This is a genomic window from Micromonospora arida (genome assembly GCF_042873195.1).
Taxonomy (GTDB): Bacteria; Actinomycetota; Actinomycetes; order Mycobacteriales; family Micromonosporaceae; genus Micromonospora; species Micromonospora arida.
Window position 1 is genome coordinate 595,742 of the sequence record NZ_JBIALC010000001.1, and the last position, 23,985, is coordinate 619,726.

The following is a 23,985-nucleotide window of genomic DNA, read 5'->3' on the forward strand; positions in this document are numbered from 1 at the left end:
ATGCCCACCACCGCCACCCCGCAACCCGGGGCCCCGGTCGACCCGTACCGGGCGTACAACTTCCGACTGCTCATCAACGGCGTCACCAACGGCCACTTCACCGAGATGACCGGGTTGGAGGTGAACATCCCCGGGCAGCCGTACCGGGAGCACGGCCTGGGTCGGATGCGGATGGTGCCCGGTCAGGCCGAGTACGAGCCGGTGACGCTGCACTTCGGCCTCACCGCCTCCCGCGAGTTGTGGGACTGGGTGAACGCCACCGCCCAGGGCACCCTCAACCGGCGCAACGTCTCGGTGGTGCTGCTCGACTCGGTCGGTACGGCCGAGGTGCTGCGCTGGAACCTGATCGACGCCTGGCCGACCCGGTGGCGCGGGGCACACCTCAACACCCTCAGCCACGAGATCGCCATCGCCTCGCTGACCCTGCGCTACGAGGGCCTGGAGCTGGAGACCGGCGGTGCCACCGCGCCGACGCCCGCGTAGCTGGCTGGCCGGCCGGCTGCGCTCGGCGGCCGGGGCGGTGCAGCGCCTCGCCGGGCGGGTCGAGCCCGGCGGCCACCTTCCGCAGCCGTCGCAGACACCCGAGGCGACACCACGCCGTTTCGGGGAGCCGCCGCAGCACTGGCTGGACCTGGTCGCCGTCCACGCGCCCGGCCTTCTGCACGACCTGGACCTCGACCCGTTCCCGGCCGGCAACGCCGAGGCCGGGGTTCGGGACGGCGGGCAGGGCGAATCTGCCGATCGGGTCGACGCCGACGGTGCGGACCCGGTCGCGAACGCCAGGTCCGGCGGGCCCGACAGGTTCGGCGGGTCCGGCAGGTCCGGCAGGCTCGGCAGGCTCGGCAATTCCGGCGGGCTCGGCAACGAGGGGGACGTGGGCGGTCCCGGTGCGAGCGGGGACAAGGGGCCGACGCGGTCGCGGGCCGAGGGCCGAACCAGCAGCTCGGGCCGTTCGTCGCGGGCCGGTGACCCCGACGGTACGGGGACCGGTGCTGCCGGCCCATCCGGCGACCGGTCTCCTTCGTCCAGCTCGGACCTGACAACCCCGCCGGTCGGATCCACCTGGCCGGACCCCTCGACCCCGCCAGCCGGTCGGACCTGGCCGGCGGGACCGGGCGCGGCGGTGCCGCCGGTGCGCCGGGCGGCCCGCGGCGACACCACAGCTCTCGACACCACAGCCTTCGACACCACAGGCGTCGACGCGAGCGGGCTGCCCGGGGCGGATGGCCCCCGACAGCCGATCCGTTCCATGGTCTTCGGGCCGCGCAGTTCGCCGAGCGTCCGCCTGCACCGAGCCGAGGCCGAAGCGACCCGAAGCACGCCGCACCCGACCCTGGACGCAGGGTGGTCGGGCGAGGTCGACCACGGGCGTTCCACCGGCTCGTCCCCCGTACGACCCACCGGCCGGCTCTCGGGTGGTCGCGACGGGTTGCGGGGCGACTCGGACGGTCAGCCCTCGGCCAATGAGGACCAGAGCGGGCACCTACATGGTGATGCAGCGAGCGCGACCCGGATGTCGCCAGTGGACGCAGTGGCTGTGCAGCACCTTCTGGACGGGCCGAACCGGGGCGGAGTCGACGCATCCTGGACCGCTTCGACCGCGACGAGCGCCGGGAACCCGTCGGCCTCTGCGCGCGGCGACCTGGATCGCCTCGCGGACGGTGGACCCTGGCTGGCCCTGCCCGGTGAACCGGCACCACCCGGCCACCCGCCCGCCCTGCGCGACGCCGGGACGGGAACGGCCGGCGGCGGACGAGCGACGCGCGTCGACGGGCCGCCGCCCAGCGCGGCGGCGCGGAGCGTCGACCCGTGGCCGGCACTGCCCGACGACACCGCGCTGTGGTCGGTCGCTGGCGCGGCGGTGGACACCACCCAGCTGACCCGACTGGACCGGGAACAGGCGGGTGACTGATGGAACGCGTCGCCTTCCTCATCGACTCCTCAGGCGTTCGGGTGGACTGCCTGCTCAACCCGGAGACCGTGCAGGTGACCCGGCTCGCCGGCGTACGGCAACGGGGTGCCGGCGGCGGGCAGCTCACCGGGTCCGGTCTGGCCGACGATCCGCTGGTCTTCACCGGCGGTGGCCGTACCGAGCTGGTGTTGGACCTGCTCTTCGACGTCGACTTCGTGGAGGCGCAGCTGCGTCCGGCCGACGTCCGGGTGCTCACCCGTCCGCTGTGGATGCTGGCGGAGAATTCCACGGCCGAGCATGGTTGGCTGCGACCGCCGTTGGTCCGGTTGGTCTGGGGCAAGACCTGGAACGTGCCGGGTGTGATCATCGCGGTGGCGGAACGGTTCGACGCGTTCACCGGCACCGGGTCGCCGCGGCGGTCCTGGCTGCGGCTGAAGCTGGTCCGCGCCGCCGAGACGGCCGATCAGGCCGAGGCCGGCTTCGCCGAGGAGTTGGCCGCCGCGAGCACCCCGACCGCCGCGCCGGGCAGCGCGGTGATCGCCGCCGGTGACGGCGCTGCCGAGCCGGGTCGCTCCGGTGTTCGTTTCGATCTGCTGGCCAACGACGCGCTGGGCTCGCCGCTGCGCTGGCGCCTGCTGGCCGAACACAACCGGATCACCGATCCCCTCGCCGTGCCGGCCGGCACCACCCTCGCCGTCCCACCGACAGCCGGCACCGGTCCGGTGACCGGGTTGGCGCGGGCGGTGGCGGGTGCGGTGGGCGCGGGGGCGTCGTACCTGGGCGCCTCGGCCGTCGGCGCGCCGTGGGACACGGCCACCGGCCCGACCGGCGCGGCTCCGACCGGGTCCAGCAATCCCGGGGGTACGCCGTGACCAGCGTCGCGCCCCGGGCGTTGATCGTCCTGCTGGACGGCGTCGAGCTGGCCGGCGCGGCTCGTCAGCGGGTCCGCTCACTGCGGGTGGCGGGCCGGCTCAACCAGCCCACCCAGGCCGAGCTCGTGCTCGCCACCACCGCCGGGACCGGCGCGTTCGACCCGGCGGTACACCCCGGCACGGCGCTGGACGTGCGGCTCGCCGATCACGCGGACGCCCTGTTCACCGGTGAGGTCACCTGCGTGGAGGTGGAGTACGCCGCCGACGGGGCGGCGGTGCTGCGGCTGCGGGCGTACGACCCGCTGCACCGGCTGCGCAAGCGGCAGGGGTTGCGGGTGTTCACCTCGGTGACCGCCGTCGAGCTGGCCCGGGAGCTGTGCGGCGCGGTGGGGCTGGCGGTGACCGCCGAGGTCGACGGCCCTCGGTTGGAGCGGCTGCTCCAGCACCGGCACAGCGATCTGGAGCTGCTGCGCGAGGTGGCCGGCCGGGCCGGGCTGCACCTGGCCGCCGACGGTGACGGCGTCCGGCTGGTCACCCTCGCCGGCTACGGGGAGCCGGTCGCGTTGACGCTCGGCGCGGGGGTGCACACCCTGCGGCTGTCCACCAACACCGACCAGGCCAGCGGTGCCAGTGCGGCGCTGGGCTGGCACCCGCAGCGGGCCGAGGTGATCAGCCAGCAGGTCGACGAGGCGCGCTGCGGCCGACCCGCCGACGACCGCCCGGACCCGGCCGACGTGGGTGCCGACGGCGTTCGCACCGCAGTGGACCAGCCCGGCCGCAGCGACGACGAGTTGGCGGCGCTGGCCCAGGCACGGCTGGACACCCGGGCGGCGGCACTGGCCACGGCCGAGGGGGTGGCCGAGGGCGATCCGGCGCTACGGCCGGGCCGCCGCGTCGACCTCGGCGGGGTGCCCGACCCGGTCGCCGGCACGTACGTGCTGACCGAGGTGGTGCACACCGTGGACGGCAACGGGCACCTGACCCGTTTCTCCACGGTGCCGCCGGCCACCCCGGCGACCCCCACCGGCGGGGCGGTGGTCACCCTCGGCAGCGTCACCGACGTCGCCGACCCGGACGGGCTGGGCCGGGTCCGGTTGACCCTGCCGGCGTACGGGGACCTGGACGCCGGCTGGCTCGCCGTGCTCTGCCCCGGGGCCGGGCCGGGCAAGGGTCTGGTGGCGCTGCCCGATCCGGGTGACACCGTGCTGGTGGTGCTGCCCGGCGGCGAGCCGGCCTCAGGCATCGTGCTCGGTTCGCTGTTCGGCGCCGTCGAGCCGTACGACGCGGGAATCGACGACGGAAAGGCCCGCCGCTGGACGATGCGCACCGCCGGCGGGCAGTCGATCGTCGTCGACGACGTGCGGCGCAGTCTGCGGCTGGGCACCGAGGGCGGCAGCTTCCTGGAGCTGACCCCCGACCTGGCCATCCTGCACGCGGCGTCCGACCTGGTGATCTCCGCACCCGGCCGGGCCATGGTGGTGCGCGCCCGCAGCGTGGACTTCCTGCACGCCGACTCGACCGAGGACCCGACCACCGCGGCGGAGCAGGCCCGAACGCTTGCCCGCGCCCACCACGAAGGAGGCGGCTGATGCGCTGGATCCACAGTGACTCCGTGATCACCTGCGATCACGACGGCCGGGTCGAGAACCGACCCTCGCGGCAGTGGGTGACCGTCACCGGTGTTCCCGTGCTCGTCGACGACGACCCGGAGGGACGCAAAATCGTCGCCTGCCCGAACTACGGCCCGACCATCAAGCCGTGCACGACGACGCTGACCGTCCGGGTCGGCTACAGCGCCTGGGTCCGCGTCGACGGGCACCGGGTGGTGCTGTCGCACCTGGAGGGGTTCACCAACGGCACACCGCCGGGGCTGGTCAAGCACACGGTGCGCGACCCCCGCCAGCAGTTCCTGGGGGCGGACCGATGAGGGCCTTCCGCTTCGTCGGCGCCGGCTTCGACGCCGGCCGCACCGGTGGGTTGGCGCTCACCGCGGCCGGCGGCCTGGCGATGACCGAGGGCGACGAGAGCGTACGGCAGGCGCTGTTCCTGCTCCTGTCGACCACGCCGGGCGAGCGACTGATGCGACCCGGGTACGGCTCCCGGCTGCACCGGTTGGTCTTCGCGCCCAACGACGACACCACTGCCGGTCTGGCCATTCACTACGTCCGGCAGGCCATCGCCCGTTGGGAGCCCCGGGTCGAGGTGATCGACGTGGACGCCGGGCCGGACCCGGACGACGCGTGGCGGTTGGTGATCCGTTTGGACTACCGGGTGCGGGCCAGCCTGACCCCCGGGCAACTGGTCTTCTCGGTGGATCTGCTCCCGGTCGACGAGCCCACCCAGGGAGGAGCGTCATGACGCTGCCCGTGCCGCACCTGGACGATCGCGGCTTCCTCGACCTGGTCACCGAGGCCCGGGAACGGATCCGCCAGTCCTGCCCGGCCTGGACCGATCTGTCCGCGCACGACCCCGGCATGGCGCTGGTGGAGACGTTCGCGCACCTCACCGAGGTGATGATCTACCGGTTGAACCAGTTGCCGGAGAAGGCGTACGTCTCGTTCTTGAACCTGCTCGGGGTCACCCGGCACGCGCCGACCGCGGCCTGGGCGGACGTCCGGTTCACCCGTACCGGCACCGACCGCGGCGCGGTCCGGATCCCGGCCGGGCTGCGGGTCGCCGCGGCCCGGGGCGCGGACCCCCGGCCGGTCGTGTTCGTCACCACCGAGCCGACGCTGCTGCCCGCCGACGAGACGTCGGTGACGGTACGGATGCACCACTGCGAACCGGTCGAGGCGGAGTTGCTCGGGGTGGGCACCGGCCAGCCGGGGCAGGTGCTGCGCGCGACGCACGCGCCGCTGACCCACACCGCCGAGGCGCTGGACCTGCTGCTCGGGGTGGAGGTGCCGGCCGGCACTGTCGAGCTGGGCGCGGCGGCCCGCGAGCACGACGGCCGCACGTTCGAGATCTGGCAGCCGGTGGACAGCTTCGCCGGGCTCGGTCCGCAGGCCAAGGCGTACCTGGTCGACCGCTGCTCCGGCACTGTCATCTTCGCCCCGGCCCTCGACCTGCGACCCCCGACCGGGGCGACCCCGCGCGGCGAGGCCACCGCCGACACGACCACGCCGCCGAGCGCCGCGCCGCCGGTGACCGTCGCGGCGGTGCCGCCGGCCGGACGGCAGATCCGGCTCTGGTACCGCGCCGGTGGCGGACCCACCGGCAACGTGGCGGCGGGCACGCTGACCAGCCTGCGCGACCCACTGCCCGGGGTACGCGTGGACAACCCCGCCCCGGCGGCCGGCGGCCGGGAGATGGAGGCGCTGGAGTCGGTGCTGCTGCGCGGCCCGTACGAGTTCTTCGCCCAGCAGCGGGCGGTCACCGCCCGCGACTTCGAGGTCCTCGCGACCAGCGCGGGCGCGGTGGCGCGGGCGCGGGCGTTCACCCGCGCGGCGGTGTACAGCTTTGCCCGGCCGGGCGAGGTCGAGGTGGTGCTGGTGCCGTACGTGCCGGAGGCGGCCCGACCGGGCGGTCGGCTGCCGGTGGCGGTGCTGCGCGAGCACGAGGTGCCCGAGGCGCGCCACCGGGTCGAGGCGGACCTGGAGGAACGCCGGATGGTCGGCATCCGCTCCCGGGCCACCTGGGCGCGGTTCAAGGCGGTGTCCGTGCGGGCCCGGGTGGTGGTCCGCCGCGAGGAGGACGTGGACGCGGTCCGTCGTCGCATCCACGACCGGCTGCATCAGACGTTGAGTCCGCTGCCCACCGCGCTCAACCCGACCGGCTGGCCGTTCGGCGAGCCGCTGCGGGCGTCCAACGTGTACCGGCTGCTGGAGCACGCCGAGCCGGGGGTGCGCTACGTCGAGTCGGTGCGGTTCGTGGTCGACGAGGCCCCCGACGCCGACGTCCGCGCTCTGGCCGTGGACCAGTACCAGCCGCGCACCTGGTACGCCGGGCGCGGCCCGGTGTTGTTCCGCTCCAGCAACGGCGGCGCGGGTTGGGAGCCGGCCGGTCGCTTCGACGACGAGACGGTGCTGCGGGTGGCACCCGCGCCCGCGCCGGTACGGCCGGGCATCGTCGCGCGTCCCGGCTCGGTGGCCGTGGTGACGCTGCGCGCCTCGGGCGGCTCGCGGGTGCACCTGAGCACCGACCTGGGCGAGACGTGGTCGCTGCTCACCGACCTGGACTCGCGGATCTCCGACGTGGCCTGGCTGGACCGCGACGGCGCGGGCGCGCTGCTGGTGGCCACCGACACCGGCCTGTACGAGGTGTCGCTGCTGCCCGGGGCGGTGCCGTTGCAGATCCTGGTCGACCCGTCCGACGCCGACCGGGGCTTCTACGCGGTCCGCACGTTCGTCTCCGAGCGGGGCGCGCCGGGGGTGGCGGTGGCCGCGCAGGCCAGCTTCGGGGTGTACCTGTCGACCAGCGGCGGCCGACCCGGCAGCTTCACCCATGTCGGTCTGGCCAACGTGGACAACCGGGTCCTCGCCGTGCAGTACGACGGCCCGGCCACCCTGCTGTGGAGCGGCGCGGGCGAACCGGACCCGAAGAAGCCCGGCCAGGGCTGCCACCGGACCCGGCTGTTCGAGTCCGACGTGAAGTGGCAGTCGATGCAGGCTGGGTGGCTCGGCGGCACCTGCCGGGACCTCGCGTTCACCGGTCAGCAGGCGGTGGCGGCCACGCAGAGCGGCGGGGTGTTGCGGCTGGACACGCTGGCCGCCCAGCCGCAGTGGCAGGCGGTGTCGGTCAACTGCGGGTTGCCGTTGCGGGACCGGACCCGGTTCGTGCCGGTCGACGCCATCGCGGTGAGCGGCCCGACGGCCGCCGGCGCGACAGCCGGCGGCACCGGCGCGGCAGAGCGGTTGATCCTGGCCAGCGGCGAACGCGGCGTGCACCGCAGCGCCGACGCGGTCACCTGGACGCCCAGTGCCAACCAGGCCACCGCCGACGTGGTGACCGTCCCCGATACCTGGCTGCTCTGCTCCGGCGAGCACGACATCGAGGTGGTGCGCCAGGATGCGACGCTCGGCGATTGAACGGCTGCTGCCCGCCGCCTACCAGCGGGCCTGCGTGCCGGGCAGCGTGCTCTGGGCGCTGCTGGACGTGATGGAGGGGCTGCACGCCCCGGACGAGGCGATCCTCGCCGAGGTGGACGCGCTGTTCGACCCGTACCGGGCGCCGGACGGGCTGGTCGTGCGGTTGACCCGCTGGGTGGCCATGGACCACGTGGTGGCCTCGCCCCGGCCGGACACCCCGCTGCCGCTGCCGGTGGGTCGGCTGCGCGACCTGGTGGCCAACGCCGCCCTGCTGGCCCGCTGGCGCGGCACCCCGTACGGAATGCGCCGAGCCCTGGAGCTGGCCACCGGGATGTCGGGCTTCGCCATCGACGAGCCCGCCGAGCGGGCCTTCCACGTCGTGGTGCGGGTGCCGGTCGCCGCCGCCGGCCAGCTCGCCGTGATCACCCGCATCGTCGAGGCGGAGAAACCCGCCTCGGCCACTGTCGAGATCGTCCTGGAAGAGGAGTCGTCATGACCACCGAGTGGGCGGTCGTCGCCGCCGCCGAGCAGTTCACCCTCGACCCGCGCAACAGCGGCGAGCTGACCTTCACCGTCTCCAACCCGGGCAACGCGCCGGACACCGTGGTGTTCGACGTGGCACCCGGTGACGGCTCCCAGCGGGCGTGGTTCACCGTCGCCGAACCCCAGCGGGTGGTACCCGGCCAGGGCTCGGTGTCGTTCCTGGTCAAGCTCGCCGTGCCGGCCGGCACCCCGCCCCGCCGCTACGACATGACCGGGTTCGCGTACTCGGCGAACACCGCGCCGGAGGAGAGCTCCCGCTCCAGTGGCCGGGTCACGTACGAGGTGCGGGCGGTCGCGCCGCCACGGCGTACCCCGTGGTTGTGGATCGCCGCCGCCGCGGCGTTGGTGCTGGTGGTGGTCGCCGTGGGGGTGGTGTTGCTGACCCGCGACGGCGAGCCGGCCCCCGGCGAGCCGCGGGTGGTCACCGTCGAGGCGGAGAGCCTGGTGGAGGGTGCGGTGATCAAGTCGCCGCAGAACAGCAAGGCGGCCGTGGGCGCGCAGCCCAACTGCTGTGGGGTGACCTGGTCCGGGGACAAGCAGCTCTTCTTCACGGCGCTGGCGATCGGCGACCAGGTCACCGTGACGGTGCAGATCCCGGCCGACGGCACCTGGCGTTTCGCCGCGGTACGCACCACTGCCCTCGACTACGCCAACACCGTCTTCGCCATCGACGGCAACCAGGTCGGCGGCACGTTCCTCGGCTTCACGCCGACGGTGCAGAAGACGGAGTTCCTGGACGTCGGCACGGTCCGGCTCGCCAAGGGCCCCCACCAGGTGACGCTGCTGGTGGTCGGCAAGACGCAGGGCACGAACTCCTACTTCGCCGGGGTGGACACGATCCGGTTCACCGAGATCGTGGCGCAGGCCGTGGCGCGATGAGTGGTCGGCAGAAGGCGCTGCTGGGGTTGCTCGCCGTCCTGCTGGTGGCGCTCTTCGTGGTCGCGGTCGGCGCGGGCCGCGACGACCGGGGTGATCCGGGGGCCCGGCACGGGTTCGTCGACCGGTTGGGCGCGCTGGGCGGCGAGCGTTCCGCTGTGGATCCGGCGACGGTCAGCGCCGACTGCGCCGACGAGGCGGGCCGGTTGGCGTTCTCCGGCAGCTGCGTGGTGCGGGTGGCGGACCCCGGCGGGCTGCGCACCCTGGTGCTGCGCAGCGCGGCGCGGTTCACGGTCGTCGCCCCGGCACCCGGCGACGCCGACCTCACCATCCGCGACGAGGTCGAGCCGGCGGCGGACGGCACCGGCGCGGTGGCGAAGATCGCCGTCGACCAGGCGACCGAGGTGGGCCTGGTCTGCCCCGGCCTGGGCGGCTGCACTGTCGCCGTGGCCACGTCCTGACCCGACCCGGACTGAGAGGAAGGTGCCGCCGTGGGTGACCTGCGCAAGCCGTTCCTGCTGCTGGCCATGCTCGCCATCGTCCTGGCGATCGGGGTGGAACTCGGCGCCGGGCTCCTGCTCGGCGGCGGCGACGCCGGTGCGGCCCTCGCGGACAGCGCCGGCGCGCTGGACGTGGAGATCGACGACGTGTCCGGTGTCAGCGAACCGTCCGGCCGGGGCACCGGTTACCTGGCGTTGATCGACGCGGTGGCGGTCTGGAGCACCGGGCTGTTCTGCCTGGGCCTGCTGCTGCCCGAGCGCGTCCAGGGTCGGGTGCAGGGCGTCGCCAGCCTGATCTTCTCGATCATCCTGATCATCGTCGGGCTGGTCGCGCTGGTCGTCGCGTTCGTGGAGCTTTCCATCATGGTGTCGCTGTTCCTGGCCGTCCCGTTCGGCACCCTGGCGTACCTGGCGCTGTGGGGGTTCTTCCCGGTCGGCGAGGCGGCGGTGCTGCTCGGGCTGGTGCTGCTGCTCAAGCTGGTGTGGGCCGGGATGCTGGTGCTGGCCCAGCCGCGCTTCCTGCAGAACAAGGGCCTCGTCCTGCTGATCCTCACCACCCTGCTGTGCACTGTCGTGCTGGAGTTCCTGCACAACCTGGTGCCGGTGATCCTCGTCAGCATCGTCGACGACGTGGCGGCGCTGGTCTTCGCGATCATCGCGATCATCTGGGGGCTGGTGCTGTTGATCGGCTCCATCCCGGCGATCGTCAAGGCCATCCGAGTCACCGCCGCCCTCCCGGCCCGCATCAGCAGCCCCTCGCCACCCCGTTGATCAGGTTGGGACGTCGGACAGGTCCAGCACGGCGATCGCCTCCCGGGTGTAGGTCTCCAGCTCGTCGAACCAGGGCGGATAGGACCCCCGCCTGCTGAAGAAGCGGATCGTGGCGCCCTGGAGGGCGAAGTCCTCGTCATCCACGTCGACATGGATGGCGACGGCAGCCAGCAGCGTCGCCGAGCCCGGCAGGCCGCGCGCCGACGCCAGCATCCGACGGGCGACGTACAGCCCACGGGACGCCGCCCTGGGGAGGAAGTCGGCTGTCTCCCTACCCAGGTCGTCAAGAGACACGTGGACGTCGTTGACCTCGTACTCGCCCTCCCCGAGCGCTTCTGCCGGGATGGGGTGCAGGTGCTTCGGCCGATGCCCCGCCAGCAGGAGGGCACCGCTCGGTTCCACCGTCCAGCCCGCGTCGAGCGTCTCCTGATCCAGCTCGGAAACGGTCGGCTGGTCGGCGGCGAAGGCCGCGCTGCCGAGCAGACTCCGCATGGCGGCGTTGGTCCTCATCACGTGCACGGCATCTCCGGCGTCATCGCCGAGCGGATCCTCGACCACCCGATCGGTCGCGCTCACGGCGCCAGCGCGACCAGGGCCGTCACCGCGTCCCGGTCGAGGGCCCCGTCGGCCACCCACACCCGGTACCCGCCGTGCCGGCTCCCACCGGCCGGCACCACCGCCGGGCGGTCGAACGCGAACGCCACACAGACTCCCGGATACATCCCGGTCCGCACGAACCACCTGTCGTCGCGGCCGAGGCCCGCGAAGACCAGGGTGTACGCCCCGCCGCCCGACCGGACGCCGGTCAGCGCGAGCCACGGCGCCGCGCTGCCGTTGACCGTCTCCTCCCCGACCGCGTCGGCGGTGAACACCGCCGGTTCGCCGTCGGCGGCGGCCCGCCAGAAGAACCCGCCGTAGCCGGCCCCGCCCGGGCGGCCGTTGGTGGCCGGGCTGCCCAGCCGGATCTCCCGGTCGTCCGGGGCGACGAGAACGGACTCCACGTCGAGCCGCCAGGCGTCCGGCGCGACCACCGACGCGGCGAGCCAGCGCCGCTCGGACAGCAGCACCCCGCCGGCCCGGTCGCGCCACTGGAGATCGTGCGCATACCGGCCCGGGGACCGTTCGACCTCGCCGGTGTGCGCGATGACGCCGTGGTCGTCCCGCCAGGTGTAGCCGACGTCGCGGACATAGGTGCGCCCGCCCCAGAGGTTGCTGCCGTCGACGTCCTGCACCGCGAGGGACGCGCCGAGGTGCCACACGTGGTCGGCGGGGAGCGCGTCGGTGACCACCGTTCCGCTGAGCGTGCGTACCGGGTGCAGGTACGGTCGGGGCCCGTGCCGCGCGTCCAGCGCGGGGTCGAGCACGTACTCGGCCACCTCCGTGGCCCCGACCGTCAGCCGCACCGGCTCCCCGCTCACCGCATCTCCCCACGACCGGCGACGGCGACCGGGACCGGCCGGCGGATGGTGACGGCGTGCAGGGCGGCCACCGTGTAGCCGGCGAGGATCGGCACCGCGACCGGGGTGACCAGGACGGTGAGCAGCACGGCCAGCGCGACGACCCCGGTGAGCGCCGCCCAGCGGGTGGGCGCATCGAGGCAGGCGCGGGCGGCGGAGCGGGCCGAGGCCCGCCACTGCCCGCCCCCGTTGCCGCCCACCTCGACGACGACCAGCCCGCCGTACCCGGCCAGGCCGGCCGCGATCAGCGCCGTCACGAGAAGCGCAGCCGTGCCGCCCGGCACCCGGCCGGTGGCCAGCGCCGCCAGGTCGGCGGCGAGCAGCGCGGCGCCGGCGAGCGCGAGCAGGCTGACCGGCACACCGGGCAGCACCGCGCGGCCGAACCGGCGCACGTTCGTACGTGCCGACGGCCAACTGCCGGTACGCGTCCAGTCGTGCACCGCCGCACTGGCCGTGCCCGCCGCCGCGGCGGCGGTGAGCAGGGGAACCGCCGCGAGGGTCAACAGGATGCCCAGCAGTGCCAGGTCGGCGGCGTCGCGCGCGACGTCGCGCCAGTCCCGCCGCCCGCCGGTGTCGGCGGGATCAGCCCTTGATGCCACTGGTGTTGATCCCCTCGACGAGCATCCGCTGGAACGCGACGAAGAACAGGAAGACCGGCAGCAGCGACAGCACCGACATGGCGAACATCGGGCCGACCGCGCTCTGGCTGGTCGAGTCGATGAACAGGGTCAGCGCGACCGGGACGGTGTAGTCCTCCAGTTGGGACAGGAAGACCAACTGGCGGAAGAAGTCGTTCCAGGTCCAGATGAACGAGAAGATCGCCGTGGTGACCAGCGCCGGGCGGCTCAGCGGCAGGATGATGTGCCGGAAGATGCCGAACGGGCCGGCGCCGTCGATGCGGGCCGCCTCGTCCAGTTCCCGGGGGACGCCGCGCATGAACTGCACCATGAGGAAGACGAAGAACGCCTCGGTGGCCAGGAACTGCGGGATGAGCAGCGGCAGGTAGGGCCAGTCACCGCCGACCAGCCCGAGCGTGCGGAACAGGATGTACTGCGGCACGATCAGCACGTGCTGGGGCAGCAGCAGTGTGCCGATCATGACGGCGAACCACATGCCGCGCAGCCGGAACCGCAGCCGGGCGAAGGCGTACGCGGCCAGCAGGCAGGAGAGGCCGTTGCCGACGACGGTGAGCAGGCTGACCATCGCGCTGTTGAGGAAGAACCGGCCGAAGCTGACGTCGAAGTTGGACCAGCCGGCGGTGTAGTTGCCCGGGGTGAACCGCTCGGGCAGCAGCCCGACGTTGTTGACGATCTCCTCCTGGGACTTCAGCGAGGTGCCCACCATCCAGATCAGCGGGTAGAGCACCACCGCGACGATCACCACCAGGATCACCAGCCGCAGCACGGGCCGTCCGCCGGGTCGTCGGCGCGTGGTCGGCGGTGCCGTGGTCGGTGCCGTGGTCGTCGGGGTCACCGTCACCATCACCGGTCCTCCCCGTCGGAGTAGTGCACCCAGAACCGTCCGGTGCTGAAGAAGACCGCGGTGATGACCGCGATGGCGAGCAGGAACACCCAGGCCATCGCCGAGGCGTAGCCCATGTTGAGGTCGGTGAAGCCGGTGATGTAGAGGTTCAGCGTGTACATCAGGGTGGAGTCGACCGGGCCGCCGGTGCCGTTGCTGAGCACGAACGCGGCGGTGAAGCCCTGGAAGCCGTTGATGGTCTCCAGCACCAGGTTGAAGAAGATGACCGGGGAGAGCATCGGCAGGGTGACGTTGCGGAACTGGCGGAACCGGCCGGCCCCGTCCACCGACGCGGCCTCGTACAGCTCGGTGGGCACCTGCTTGAGCCCGGCCAGGAAGATCACCATCGGTGCGCCGAACTGCCAGATGGCCAGCACCATCAGGGTCTCGAGGGCCCAGTCGGGGTCGTTGACCCACGGCTTGCCGGTGATGCCGAACAGGCTCAGCAGCGAGTTGAACGCGCCGTCGCGGTTGAACATGTTGACCCAGACGATGGCCAACGCGACGCTGCTGCCGAGCAGGGACGGCAGGTAGAACAACCCGCGGAACAGCCCGACGCCGCGCCAGGCGCGGTTGAGCAGCAGCGCCACGCCGAGCGCCGCGGCCAGCTTCAGCGGTACGGCGATCAGCGCGAAGGTCAGGGTGACCCGCACCGCGTGCCAGTACGACGGGTCGGCCGTGAACATCCGTTCGTAGTTGGCCAGCCCCACCCACTCCACCTCGGAGAAGGGGGTGAGGATGTCGTAGTTGGTGAAGCTCAGGTAGAGCGACAGCAGCATGGGGATCGCCGTGACACCCATCAGGCCGATGAGCCACGGCGACAGGAAGACGTACCCCGCCAGACCTTCGCTGTGCCGGAAGCGTCCGGGCCCACGCCTGTGCGCGTGGGCCCGGTCGGATCCGGGGCCGCGTCGGGTCGGGTCGGGCGCCGTGGTCAACGCCACGAACAGCTCCTCTCCGCGCCTTGACGGCGTGTCAGGCGATGGCGGACTTGCACGCCTCGATGAACTGGGTGGCGGCCTCGGCGGGGGTGGCCCGCCCGTACTGCGCGTTCTCGGCGGCCTTGATCAGCTCGGACTTCACCTTGCTGTGCCCCTTGATCGGCACCTGCGGCGACTCGCCGAACTTCTGGGTCAGCTCCGCCTCGACGGCGATGGACTGCTTCATGGCCGGGTCGGTGGTGTCGTCGCTGACCACCCGGCGCAGGTCCAGGTTGGACGGCAGACCACGGTCGGTGCCGAGCAGCTTGACCGCCTCGACGTCGTTGTTCAGGAAGTTGATCACGTCGACGGCGACGTCCTTGTTCTTGCTGCCCTTGAACACCGACCAGTACATCGAGGCACGGGCCCACTGCGCGCTCGGGTCACCCGGGTAGGCGATCACGCCCAGCTCGTCCTTGGTGTTCTTCTTCAGGTCCGGCATCTGGTTGGCCCAGACCCAGGAGGTCGCCGACTTGCCGGTGACCACCAACTGCTTGGTGACGTCGCTGGAGTTGCCCTCGTGGATGACGTCGGCGCTCGGGGTGGCCTTACGGTCCCGGGCGCCCTTCCACAGGTCGAACCACTTGGTCACGTCCTCGGCGGTGAAGCCCAGCTCCTTGCCCTTGTAGAGGTCCTTGCCCTGTTGGCGCAGCCAGACCCAGAACGCCTTGTAGTCGGCGCTCGGGTCCTGGGTGCCGGGCACCTTGGTCTTCGCGGTGACCTGCTCGGCCCAGGCGATGTGCTGCTCCCAGGTCATCCCGGTGGTCGGCTCGGGCAGGTTGTGCTTGGTCAACAGCGTCTTGTTGTAGACCAGACCCTGGGTGTTCTCCCCGGCGGCCAGACCGGCGAGCTTGCCGTCGACGACGCCGTACTTCCACAGGCTCTCGGGGAACTTGGAGGTGTCCAGCTTCCCGGACTCCTGGTACGAGGTCAGGTCGAGCGTGGTGTTGCGGGCCGCGTACTCGGCGAGGTAGTTGTCGTCGATCTGGTACAGGTCCGGCGGGTTGCCGCCGGCAGTGAGCGTGGCCAGCTTGTCGAAGTAGCCCTGGTTGGCCTGCCAGGTCTTCTCGAAGGTCACGTTCGGGTGCTTCTTGGTGTAGAGGGCCAGCGCGTCCTCGGTCAGCTTGGCCCGGGCGTCGCCGCCCCACCAGAAGACGGAGAGCTTCACCGGGGCGTTCGGATCGGCGGCGCCGCCGCCGTCGTCTCCGCAGGCGGCAGCGCCGAACATCAGCGGTGCGGCGACCGTCACGGCGAGAAGGCCACGCAGCAGGCGCCGCCGGGGCAGCGGGGTACGGTGGGCGCGCCCGACGGGCGCGTCAGTGGTGGGGGGCGTTGCGGGGTGCATGTGCGCTCACTCCTCGGCATTAGGAGGCGACGGCGTCACCGGTGGCCGCAGTCGGGATGCCCGGGCCCGCAGGGCAATGCGGGCCCGGGCCACGTGGTGCGGCCAGGGGACGTGCCGGTCGGGCGTACGGGCCCGGGCCGGTCGAGTCGCGGATGACCAGGTCGGTCTGGAGCATTACCTGTGCGGTGGTACGACGGACGCCGAGCGCCGTGCCGGCACCGGCCCCCCGCGCACCGCGCGGTGACTCGATGTCCTGTTGCAGCAGCATGTCGACGGCCGTCCGGCCGGCGGCCCCGGTGGGTGTGGCCACCGTCGTCAGTTTGGGGCGGGTCAGCCGGCTCAGGGTGATGTCGTCGACCCCGACGACGCTCACCTCCTGCGGCACCCGGACCCCGAGCGCGTCCAGCCCTTCGATCAGGCCGATCGCCATCAGGTCGTTGTAGGCGAGCACTGCCGACACACCGCTGCGTCGCACCTGCTCGGCGACGGCGGAGCCGCCGACCTCGGTGGGCGCATTGGGGCCGAGCATGGTCAGCTCCGCGCCACCGGCTCGGGCGGCCGCGCCGGCGGCACGGCGCATCTCGCGGTTGGTCCACGAGCTGCGCGGGCCACCGAGCAGCGCGATGCTGCGGTGCCCCAGGCCGACCAGGTGCTCGATCGCCGAACGGGCGCCCTGCCCGACGTCCATCAGCACGCAGGGCAGGCCGGTCACCTGACGGTTCACCACGACCAGTGGCACCTCGCGGCTGAGCTGCTCGATCAGGCTGTTGCTCATCCGAGGGCTGCACAGCAGCACCCCGTCCACCTGCTTGGCCAGCGCGTGGACGAGCTCTTCCTCGGCGGTCGGGTCCTCGTTGGTGTCGGCCACGAAGACGTGGTAGTCGCGGTGCCGGGCCTGACTCTCCGCCGCCTTGATCAGCGGCGGGAAGAACGGGTTCGCGATGTCCGCGATGATCAGCCCGATGTTGTGCGTCCGCCCGGTGATCAGGGCTCGGGCGGCGCGGTTGGGCCGATAGCCCAGATCCTCCGCGCAGGCCAGCACCCGGACCCGGGTCTCCGGGTTGACCAGGTGGGGAGCGGAGAAGGTGCGGGACACGGTGGAGATGTGCACACCGGACGCCCGGGCGACGTCCCGGATGGTGACTGGCACGGCGGCCCCTTCGTCCGATGTGGTGGCGGTCACGTAGGTGTGGCCCATTAATGCAAACGGTTGCGCCAGTGTCAACGGTCAATGATTACGGCTTCGTTGCACCCACGCTCCCCTTGGTGACCTGAGTCCCGTCAAACGCTGACAAATGACGCCGATCATGCCGTCGTCGTTGACGCGAACGGATCGATCGTGATTACTTCATTGCAAACCTTTGCAGCACCACGGGAGGCGACCGCATGTCACCGAGAGCCGCCGGGCGAGTCCGGTACGCCGTCGTGGGCACCGGCGCGCGGGCCGAGATGTTCGTCCGGGCGCTGGTGCTCGACCACGCCGACACCACCGAGCTCGTCGCCTTCGCCGACGTCAACCAGGCCCGGATGGACGCGCACAACCGTTGGCTGGGCGAGCTGGGTCACCGCCCGGTGCCCACGTACCCGGCCGGTGACTTCGCGGCCATGTTGGACTCCGAGCGTGTCGACGTCGTGTTGGTCACCAGCGTGGACGTCACCCACGACGAGTACGTGGTGGCCGCGCTGCGCGCCGGCCGGGAGGTCGTCACCGAGAAACCGATGACGGTGGACGTGGCCCGCTGCCGGCGGATCCTGGACACGGTCACCGAGACCGGTGGGCGGGTGACGGTCGCCTTCAACTACCGCTACAACCCGCTGCACGAACAGGTTCGCCGGCTGCTCGCCGAGGGCGCGGTCGGCGAGATCGGCTCGGTGCACTTCGAGTGGCTGCTCGACGTCCGCCACGGCGCCGACTACTTCCGCCGCTGGCACCGCGACAAGGCCACCTCCGGCGGGCTGATGGTGCACAAGGCCAGCCACCACTTCGACCTGGTCAACTGGTGGCTGGCCGCCACGCCCGTCGAGGTGTACGCGGCCGGTCGACTCTTCTTCTACGGCGAGGACGGTCGCCGGCACGGCTACGCCCGCGACTACGACCGGGCGCACGGCTCCCCCGCCGCCGCCGACGACCCGTTCGCGCTGCGGCTGGACGCGCACCCCCGGCTGCGCGAGCTGTACCTCGACGCCGAGGCCGAGGACGGCTACCAGCGCGACCGCAACGTCTTCGCGCCCGGGGTGAGCATCGAGGACGACATGGCGGTGCTGGCCCGCTACTCCACCGGCGCCACCATGAGCTACCACCTCACCGCGTACGCGCCCTGGGAGGGCTACCGGGTGATGGTCAACGGCAGCCGGGGCCGGCTGGAGCTGGACGTGGCCGAGAACGACTTCGTCGACCGGGGCACCGCCGGCGCGGTCAAGGGCGCTGCCCTGCACGGTGCGCAGGCGCCGGCCGAGGGCGGTGGTGCGACGCTCACCCTGCGCCCGTTCTGGGCCCCGCCCCGGCAGATCCCGGTGGAGGGTCGCAGTCGGCACGGGCACGGCGGCGCGGACGCCCGGATGACCGGGGTGCTCCTCGGTGGTCAACCCGACCCGTTGGGCCGCGCCGCGACCGCAGACGACGGCGCGTTGGCACTGCTCACCGGTCTGGCCGCCAACCGGTCCTTCGAGACCGGCCAACCCGTCCGCGTCGCCGACCTGCTCACCCCCCGCTGACACAGGAGACGAGGAGCCCCCCTCCGTGCCCACGTTCGACCACACCGACCTGCTCCTGCCGCCCGAGCCGGGCCAGCGCGCGCTGGCCCGGGAGCTGTACGCCCTGGCGGCGGAGCAACCCATCATCTCGCCACACGGGCACGTCGACCCGGCCCTGCTCGCCGAGGACCGCCCCTTCCCGGACCCGGCGCAGCTGCTCATCGTGCCCGACCACTATTTGACCCGGATGCTGCTCAGTCAGGGCGTACCCCCGGCGGATCTGGGGGTGCCCACCCGCGACGGCAGCCCGGTGGAGACCGACGGCCGGGTGATCTGGCGACGCTTCGCCGCGCACTGGCACCTGTTCCGGGGCACCCCGTCGCGACTCTGGCTGGAGCAGACCTTCCGCACGGTGTTCGGGGTGCACACGCCGCTTCGCCCGAGCACCGCCGACGCCCTCTACGACGAGATCGCGGCCCGGCTCGCCGAGCCGGACTTCCGGCCCCGGGCGCTGTTCGAGCGGTTCAACATCGAGGTCCTCGCCACCACCGAGTCACCGCTGGACGACCTCGCGCAGCACGCCAAGCTCGCCGCCGACGGGTGGGGCGGGCCGGGCGGCCGGGTGGTCACCACGTTCCGCCCGGACGACGTGGTGGACATGGAGTTCGAGAGCTGGTCGACCAACGTGGACCGTCTCGGCGACCGGGCCGGTGAGGACACCGGCACGTACGCCGGCTACCTGGCCGCGCTGCGGGCCCGACGCGCCGCGTTCATCGCCGCCGGCGCCACCTCCTCCGACCATGGCCACCCCACCGCGCGCACCCTGGACCTGACCCCGGCCGAGGCCGAGCGGCTCTACGACCGGGGCCGGCGCGGCGAGGCCGACGCCGCCGACGCGGAGGCGTTCCGGGCGCACATGCTCGTGGAGTTCGCCCGGATGTCGCTCGACGACGGCCTGGTCATGCAGCTGCACCCCGGCGCGGTGCGCAACCACAACCGGTGGCTGCACGCCCGGCACGGCCGCGACGTCGGCGGCGACATCCCGCAGGCCACCGAGTACGTGCACGCGCTCGCCCCGCTGCTGGAGCGCTACGGCAACGACCCCCGGCTGCGACTGGTGCTCTACACCCTCGACGAGGACACCTTCACCCGCGAGTTGGCTCCCCTCGCGGGCGGGTACGCCGCGCTGCTGCTCGGCGCGCCCTGGTGGTTCCTGGACTCCCCGGAGGTGCTGCGCCGGTTCCGGGAGACGGTGACCGAGAGCGCCGGCTTCTACAACACCACCGGGTTCGTCGACGACACCCGGGCGTTCTGCTCCATCCCGGTACGCCACGACGTGGCCCGCCGGGTGGACGCCGGCTTCCTGGCCCGGCTCGTCGCCGAGCACCGGCTGCCGATGGACGAGGCCGCCGAGACCATCGTCGACCTGGCGTACCGGCTGCCCAGGCGGGTCTTCAACTTCGGAAGGGCTGACCAGTGACCACCACCATCACCTCCGTCGAGGTGCACGACGTGCGGTTCCCCACCGCCGCCCGGGGCGACGGCTCCGACGCGATCAACCGGGGTGACTACTCGGCGACGTACGTGGAGCTGGGCACCGACGCGGGCCCGACCGGCGCCGGGTTCACCTTCACCAACGGCCGGGGCAACGAGATCACCTGCGCGGCGGTGCGTGCCCTGGCCCACCACGTCCAGGGGCGCACCATCGAGGAGATCACGGCCGAGCCGGTGGCGTTCTGGCGCTCGCTCAGCGCCGACGTGCAGCTGCGCTGGCTGGGCCCGGAGAAGGGCGTGATCCACATGGCGACCGGCGCGCTGGTCAACGCGGTGTGGGACCTGCGGGCAACGCTGGCCGGCAAGCCCATGTGGCGCTTCCTCGCCGACCTGCCCACCGAGGATCTGGTGGCCAGCGTCGACTTCCGGCACATCACCGACGCGCTCACCCCGGACGAGGCGGCCGCCATCCTCGACAAGGGGCGCGACGGGCTCGCCGACCGGTTGGCCACCCTCGAACGTGACGGTTTCCCGTCGTACACCACCTCGGTCGGGTGGCTCGGCTACCCCGACGACAAGGTGCGGGCGCTGACCCGGCAGGCGTACGCCGACGGCTGGCGGGCGATGAAGATGAAGGTCGGCGGCCCGCTCGCCGACGATCTGCGGCGGGCCCGGATCATCCGGGAGGAGATCGGCCCGGACGCGCTGTTGATGATGGACGCCAACCAGGTCTGGGACGTCGACGAGGCGATCACCGCGATGGCGGCGCTGGCCGAGGTGGACCCGTACTGGATCGAGGAGCCCACCCACGCCGACGACATCCTCGGGCACGCCCGGATCGCCCGCGCGGTGACCGAGTTGACCGCCGGCCGCTGCCGGGTGGCCACCGGTGAGGTGGCCGCCAACCGAGTGATCTTCAAACAGCTCCTCCAGGCCGAGGCGATCGGGGTGATGCAGGTCGACGCCTGCCGGGTCGGCGGCGTCAACGAGGTCCTGGCCGAGCTGCTGCTGGCGGCGAAGTTCGGGGTGCCGGTCTGCCCGCACGCCGGCGGCGTGGGCCTCTGCGAGTACGTCCAGCACCTGGCGATCTTCGACTACCTGCGGGTGGGCACCGGTCTGGACGGTCGAATGATCGAGTACGTGGACCATCTGCACGAACACTTCGTCGATCCGGTGCGGACCCGAGGTGGCCGCTACCTGCTGCCCGAACGACCCGGTTACAGCGCCACCATGAAGCCCGCATCGATCGCCGAGTTCCGCTTCCCGGACGGTCCGGCATGGCGGTGACCGTCGGGGCCTCCCGGCTCGGCCTGGGCATGCTGCGCCGGCTGCCCGCCGAGGCCCGTCCGTTGATCCGGCCGGGCACCGTGCCGACCGGCGTCGTACACCTGGGGTTGGGCGCGTTCCACCGCGCCCACCAGGCCGTCTTCACCGAGGCGGCGGTCGGCGCCGCCGGCGGTGACTGGGGCATCATGGCCGTTGCCCCGCACAGCACCGGCGTGGTCGAGGCGATCGCCGCGCAGGACAATCTGTTCAGCGTCAGCGCCCTCTCCGCGGCCGGCAGCTCCACCCGGGTGGTGGGCGCCCTGAGCGGTGTCCGGCACGCGCCCAGCGACCCGGACGCCGTGGTGGCGCTGCTCGCCGACCCGGCGGTCCGCGTGGTGACCCTGACCGTCACCGAGAAGGCGTACCAACTCGACCCGGTGACCGGCCGGCTGTCCCCGGACTCGGCGCTCGCCGCGGACCTGGCCGGCGGCGGACCGCCGACCACGGTGCCGGGGCTGCTGCTGCGCGGGCTGGCCGCCCGGGCCGCCGCGGACGCCGGGCCGGTGGCCCTGGTGAGCTGCGACAACCTGCCGGCCAACGGTCGACGACTGCGCGGCATGCTCGACCAGGCGGTCAGCCGGGCCGGCGCGGTGCCCACCGGGCTGGTCGAGTGGGTGGCCGGCAACGTCACCTGCCCCGGCACCATGGTGGACCGGATCGTGCCGGCCAGCACCCCGGAGACGATCGAGGCGGCCCGGCGGGCGCTCGGCGTGACCGACCTGGCCGCGGTGGCCGCCGAGCCGTACGCACAGTGGGTGATCGAGGACGACTTCCCCGGCGGTCGGCCCGGCTGGGAGTTCGCCGGGGCGGTGCTCACCGACGACGCCGGCCCGTGGGAGCGGTTGAAGCTGCGCGCCCTCAACGGGGTGCACTCCGCCATCGCGTACCTCGGAGCCTTGGCCGGTCGGGAGACGATCGCCGACGCGCTGGAGATCCCGCACCTGCGTGAGGTGCTGCGCCGGCTGATCGCCGAGGACGTGGCTGCCAGCTTCACCCCACCGGACGGGGTGCGGGTGGTCGACTACGGCGAGCAGGCCCTCGCCCGGTTCGGTAACCCGGCGATCCACCACCGCACCCTCCAGGTGGCGATCGACGGCTCCCAGAAGCTGCCGCAGCGCGTCCTGCACACCATCGCCGACCTGCGCGCGACCGGGCGGTCCGCGCGCTGGGGCGCGCTGGTCGTGGCGTCCTGGTTGCGCTTCGCGCTGGGATACGCCGACGACGGCCGGCCGTTGCCGCTCCAGGACCCACTGGCCGGGCCGATCCGGGCCGCGCTGGACGCCGGGGCGCAGAGCCCGGCGGGCGCGGTCGACGCGGTCTTCGCGCTGCGCGACGTCATCCCGGTGGAGGTGGCCGAGGACGACGAGGTCCGCGCCGACGTGATCGCCTGGCTCACCGCGTTGGAACGGCACGGCGTCGAGGCCACTCTGGCCGGTGCCCGGTGACCGGGTCGACCCGGACCGGTCGGCGGTGAGCGGGACAACCCCGCCGCCCCGGGTGGCGGTGATCGGGGCGAACGGGCACGGTCGCTGGCACCGGCGGGTGATCGCGCCCCTGCACGCCGCCGGTCGGCTGCGGTTGGTCGCCCTGGTCGACGTCCGACCGGTGGAGGACGACCCGGCCGCCCCGGTACCGCCCGGGGTGGCGGTGTTCACCGACCACCGGGCGATGCTCGCCGCCACCCGACCGGAGGTGGTGGTGATCTGCACGCCGCCGCACACCCACCTGGCGATCGCCCGCGACGCCCTGGCCACCGGCGCGGACCTGCTGCTGGAGAAGCCCCCGGTGCTGTCGTTGGCCGAGCACGAGGAGCTGACCTGGGCACTCACCGCCGCCGGCCGGGTGGCCCAGGTCGGCTTCCAGGCGCTCGGCTCGGCTGCCCTCACCGCGCTGACCGACGCGCTGGCCGCCGGCCGGCTGGGCACGGTCACCGGCATCTCCACCATCGCCGCCTGGCAACGGCCGGACGCCTACTACGCCCGCTCCCCGTGGGCCGGTCGACGGAGTGTGGACGGCCGACCGGTGCTGGACGGCGCGCTCGCCAACCCGCTCGCGCACGCGGTGATGCAGTGCCTGGCGATCGCCGAGGCGCTCGCCGGGGCGACGCCGTGGCCGGTCGCGATCGAGGTGGAACGCTACCGGGTCCGGCCGATCGAGGTGGAGGACACCGCCGTGCTGCGGGTCCGGTTCCGCGCCGGGCCACCGGTGCTGGTGGCGGTGACCCTGGCCGCCGAGGAGTTCGTGGCGGGCGAGGTGGTGGTGACCGGTACGACGGGGCAGGCGGTGCTGGAGTACCCGACCGACCGGCTGCGCCTGCCCGGGGACGTGGTGACCCGCCGGGTGCCGGGGCGGCTGGGGCTGCTGGAGAACCTGCTCGCCCACCGGGTCGACCCGGTGGGCGTGCCACTGATCGCACCGCTGGCCCGTACCGCGCCGTTCACCGCGCTGCTGGACGCGTTGCGGCCCGCGCCGGAGCCCCGGCTGCTCGACGGCGAGCTGGTGACCACCCTCGGCGAGGGCGGGGAGCGGGTCCGCCACCTGCGGGGCGTCGTCGACGTGTTGCGCCGGTCGGCCGAGCAGGGGGCGTTGCCGAGCGAACTGGGGGTGCCGTGGGCGTCCGCCGCCTACCGCGCCGAGCTGGCCGGATAGCGGCAGACACCTACCTGG

The 23,985-nt window shown here is 73.0% G+C and carries 23 protein-coding genes; 16 read left to right on the forward strand and 7 right to left on the reverse strand.

Translation table 11 applies throughout. The features are described from left to right. The 11 genes from ACFYP0_RS02965 to ACFYP0_RS03015 are packed head-to-tail and all read left to right on the forward strand — an operon-like array spanning window position 1 to window position 10,501. Window positions 1–483 (forward strand): phage tail protein, encoded by a 483-nt coding sequence (locus ACFYP0_RS02965; protein ID WP_030327509.1) that lies wholly within the window; start codon window positions 1–3, stop codon window positions 481–483. Next, complete coding sequence (locus ACFYP0_RS02970) at window positions 458–1,912, forward strand: hypothetical protein (RefSeq protein ID WP_386994125.1); 1,455 nt, start codon at window positions 458–460, stop codon at window positions 1,910–1,912. The genes ACFYP0_RS02965 and ACFYP0_RS02970 overlap by 26 nt, the downstream gene beginning before the upstream one ends. Next, the gene (locus tag ACFYP0_RS02975; RefSeq protein ID WP_356977630.1) at window positions 1,912–2,784 is read left to right on the forward strand and encodes a CIS tube protein; all 873 of its coding nucleotides are present in this window, start codon (window positions 1,912–1,914) and stop codon (window positions 2,782–2,784) included. Before ACFYP0_RS02970 ends, ACFYP0_RS02975 begins: the two co-directional genes overlap by 1 nt. Next, window positions 2,781–4,373: a contractile injection system protein, VgrG/Pvc8 family gene (locus ACFYP0_RS02980; RefSeq protein ID WP_356977628.1), complete on the forward strand. Its 1,593-nt coding sequence runs from the start codon at window positions 2,781–2,783 to the stop codon at window positions 4,371–4,373. The genes ACFYP0_RS02975 and ACFYP0_RS02980 overlap by 4 nt, the downstream gene beginning before the upstream one ends. Continuing rightward, complete coding sequence (locus tag ACFYP0_RS02985) at window positions 4,373–4,711, forward strand: hypothetical protein (RefSeq protein WP_356977626.1); 339 nt, start codon at window positions 4,373–4,375, stop codon at window positions 4,709–4,711. The genes ACFYP0_RS02980 and ACFYP0_RS02985 overlap by 1 nt, the downstream gene beginning before the upstream one ends. Next, the gene (locus ACFYP0_RS02990; protein ID WP_124857667.1) at window positions 4,708–5,142 is read left to right on the forward strand and encodes a GPW/gp25 family protein; all 435 of its coding nucleotides are present in this window, start codon (window positions 4,708–4,710) and stop codon (window positions 5,140–5,142) included. The genes ACFYP0_RS02985 and ACFYP0_RS02990 overlap by 4 nt, the downstream gene beginning before the upstream one ends. Continuing rightward, the gene (locus ACFYP0_RS02995) at window positions 5,139–7,811 is read left to right on the forward strand and encodes a putative baseplate assembly protein (RefSeq protein WP_386994129.1); all 2,673 of its coding nucleotides are present in this window, start codon (window positions 5,139–5,141) and stop codon (window positions 7,809–7,811) included. Before ACFYP0_RS02990 ends, ACFYP0_RS02995 begins: the two co-directional genes overlap by 4 nt. Continuing rightward, complete coding sequence (locus ACFYP0_RS03000; protein ID WP_091398506.1) at window positions 7,792–8,307, forward strand: phage tail protein; 516 nt, start codon at window positions 7,792–7,794, stop codon at window positions 8,305–8,307. The genes ACFYP0_RS02995 and ACFYP0_RS03000 overlap by 20 nt, the downstream gene beginning before the upstream one ends. Continuing rightward, a complete protein-coding gene (locus ACFYP0_RS03005; protein WP_355493636.1) occupies window positions 8,304–9,233 on the forward strand; it encodes a hypothetical protein in 930 nt (309 codons plus the stop codon). The genes ACFYP0_RS03000 and ACFYP0_RS03005 overlap by 4 nt, the downstream gene beginning before the upstream one ends. Beyond that, on the forward strand, window positions 9,230–9,691 hold the full coding sequence (locus ACFYP0_RS03010) for a hypothetical protein (RefSeq protein ID WP_355493637.1): 462 nt from the start codon (window positions 9,230–9,232) through the stop codon (window positions 9,689–9,691). The genes ACFYP0_RS03005 and ACFYP0_RS03010 overlap by 4 nt, the downstream gene beginning before the upstream one ends. A gap of 30 nt (window positions 9,692–9,721) precedes the next feature. After that, window positions 9,722–10,501: a hypothetical protein gene (locus ACFYP0_RS03015; RefSeq protein ID WP_356977619.1), complete on the forward strand. Its 780-nt coding sequence runs from the start codon at window positions 9,722–9,724 to the stop codon at window positions 10,499–10,501. Here ACFYP0_RS03015 and ACFYP0_RS03020 read toward each other — a convergent pair whose 3' ends face one another. Genes ACFYP0_RS03020 through ACFYP0_RS03050 form a run of 7 tightly spaced genes read right to left on the reverse strand, consistent with a single transcriptional unit; the run spans window position 10,502 to window position 16,954 of the window. Next, the gene (locus ACFYP0_RS03020) at window positions 10,502–11,077 is read right to left on the reverse strand and encodes a hypothetical protein (protein WP_386994132.1); all 576 of its coding nucleotides are present in this window, start codon (window positions 11,075–11,077) and stop codon (window positions 10,502–10,504) included. Further along, on the reverse strand, window positions 11,074–11,919 hold the full coding sequence (locus ACFYP0_RS03025) for a DUF6807 domain-containing protein (RefSeq protein ID WP_386994135.1): 846 nt from the start codon (window positions 11,917–11,919) through the stop codon (window positions 11,074–11,076). Before ACFYP0_RS03025 ends, ACFYP0_RS03020 begins: the two co-directional genes overlap by 4 nt. Then, window positions 11,916–12,557, reverse strand: coding sequence for a hypothetical protein (locus tag ACFYP0_RS03030; RefSeq protein ID WP_386994137.1), 642 nt, complete (start codon window positions 12,555–12,557; stop codon window positions 11,916–11,918). The genes ACFYP0_RS03025 and ACFYP0_RS03030 overlap by 4 nt, the downstream gene beginning before the upstream one ends. Continuing rightward, window positions 12,541–13,440: a carbohydrate ABC transporter permease gene (locus tag ACFYP0_RS03035; protein ID WP_386994139.1), complete on the reverse strand. Its 900-nt coding sequence runs from the start codon at window positions 13,438–13,440 to the stop codon at window positions 12,541–12,543. Before ACFYP0_RS03035 ends, ACFYP0_RS03030 begins: the two co-directional genes overlap by 17 nt. Beyond that, window positions 13,440–14,423 (reverse strand): carbohydrate ABC transporter permease, encoded by a 984-nt coding sequence (locus ACFYP0_RS03040; RefSeq protein WP_386994141.1) that lies wholly within the window; start codon window positions 14,421–14,423, stop codon window positions 13,440–13,442. Before ACFYP0_RS03040 ends, ACFYP0_RS03035 begins: the two co-directional genes overlap by 1 nt. Before the next feature lie 31 nt (window positions 14,424–14,454). Further along, on the reverse strand, window positions 14,455–15,804 hold the full coding sequence (locus tag ACFYP0_RS03045; protein WP_386994144.1) for an ABC transporter substrate-binding protein: 1,350 nt from the start codon (window positions 15,802–15,804) through the stop codon (window positions 14,455–14,457). Between the two features lie 19 nt (window positions 15,805–15,823). Next, entirely contained in the window at window positions 15,824–16,954 is a 1,131-nt protein-coding gene (locus ACFYP0_RS03050; protein ID WP_386994146.1) for a LacI family DNA-binding transcriptional regulator, read from the reverse strand. A gap of 236 nt (window positions 16,955–17,190) precedes the next feature. Between ACFYP0_RS03050 and ACFYP0_RS03055 the strand changes: the two genes are divergently transcribed. Genes ACFYP0_RS03055 through ACFYP0_RS03075 form a run of 5 tightly spaced genes read left to right on the forward strand, consistent with a single transcriptional unit; the run spans window position 17,191 to window position 23,967 of the window. Continuing rightward, the gene (locus ACFYP0_RS03055; protein ID WP_386994148.1) at window positions 17,191–18,519 is read left to right on the forward strand and encodes a Gfo/Idh/MocA family protein; all 1,329 of its coding nucleotides are present in this window, start codon (window positions 17,191–17,193) and stop codon (window positions 18,517–18,519) included. Window positions 18,520–18,544: 25 nt separating this feature from the next. Continuing rightward, window positions 18,545–19,978, forward strand: a complete 1,434-nt coding sequence (gene uxaC, locus ACFYP0_RS03060; protein ID WP_386994150.1) for a glucuronate isomerase — start codon at window positions 18,545–18,547, stop codon at window positions 19,976–19,978. Further along, window positions 19,975–21,279, forward strand: coding sequence for an enolase C-terminal domain-like protein (locus ACFYP0_RS03065; protein WP_386994152.1), 1,305 nt, complete (start codon window positions 19,975–19,977; stop codon window positions 21,277–21,279). The genes uxaC and ACFYP0_RS03065 overlap by 4 nt, the downstream gene beginning before the upstream one ends. Continuing rightward, window positions 21,270–22,763, forward strand: coding sequence for a mannitol dehydrogenase family protein (locus ACFYP0_RS03070; RefSeq protein WP_355493649.1), 1,494 nt, complete (start codon window positions 21,270–21,272; stop codon window positions 22,761–22,763). The genes ACFYP0_RS03065 and ACFYP0_RS03070 overlap by 10 nt, the downstream gene beginning before the upstream one ends. Next, complete coding sequence (locus ACFYP0_RS03075; protein ID WP_356977605.1) at window positions 22,753–23,967, forward strand: Gfo/Idh/MocA family protein; 1,215 nt, start codon at window positions 22,753–22,755, stop codon at window positions 23,965–23,967. The genes ACFYP0_RS03070 and ACFYP0_RS03075 overlap by 11 nt, the downstream gene beginning before the upstream one ends. Window positions 23,968–23,985 lie beyond the last annotated feature (18 nt).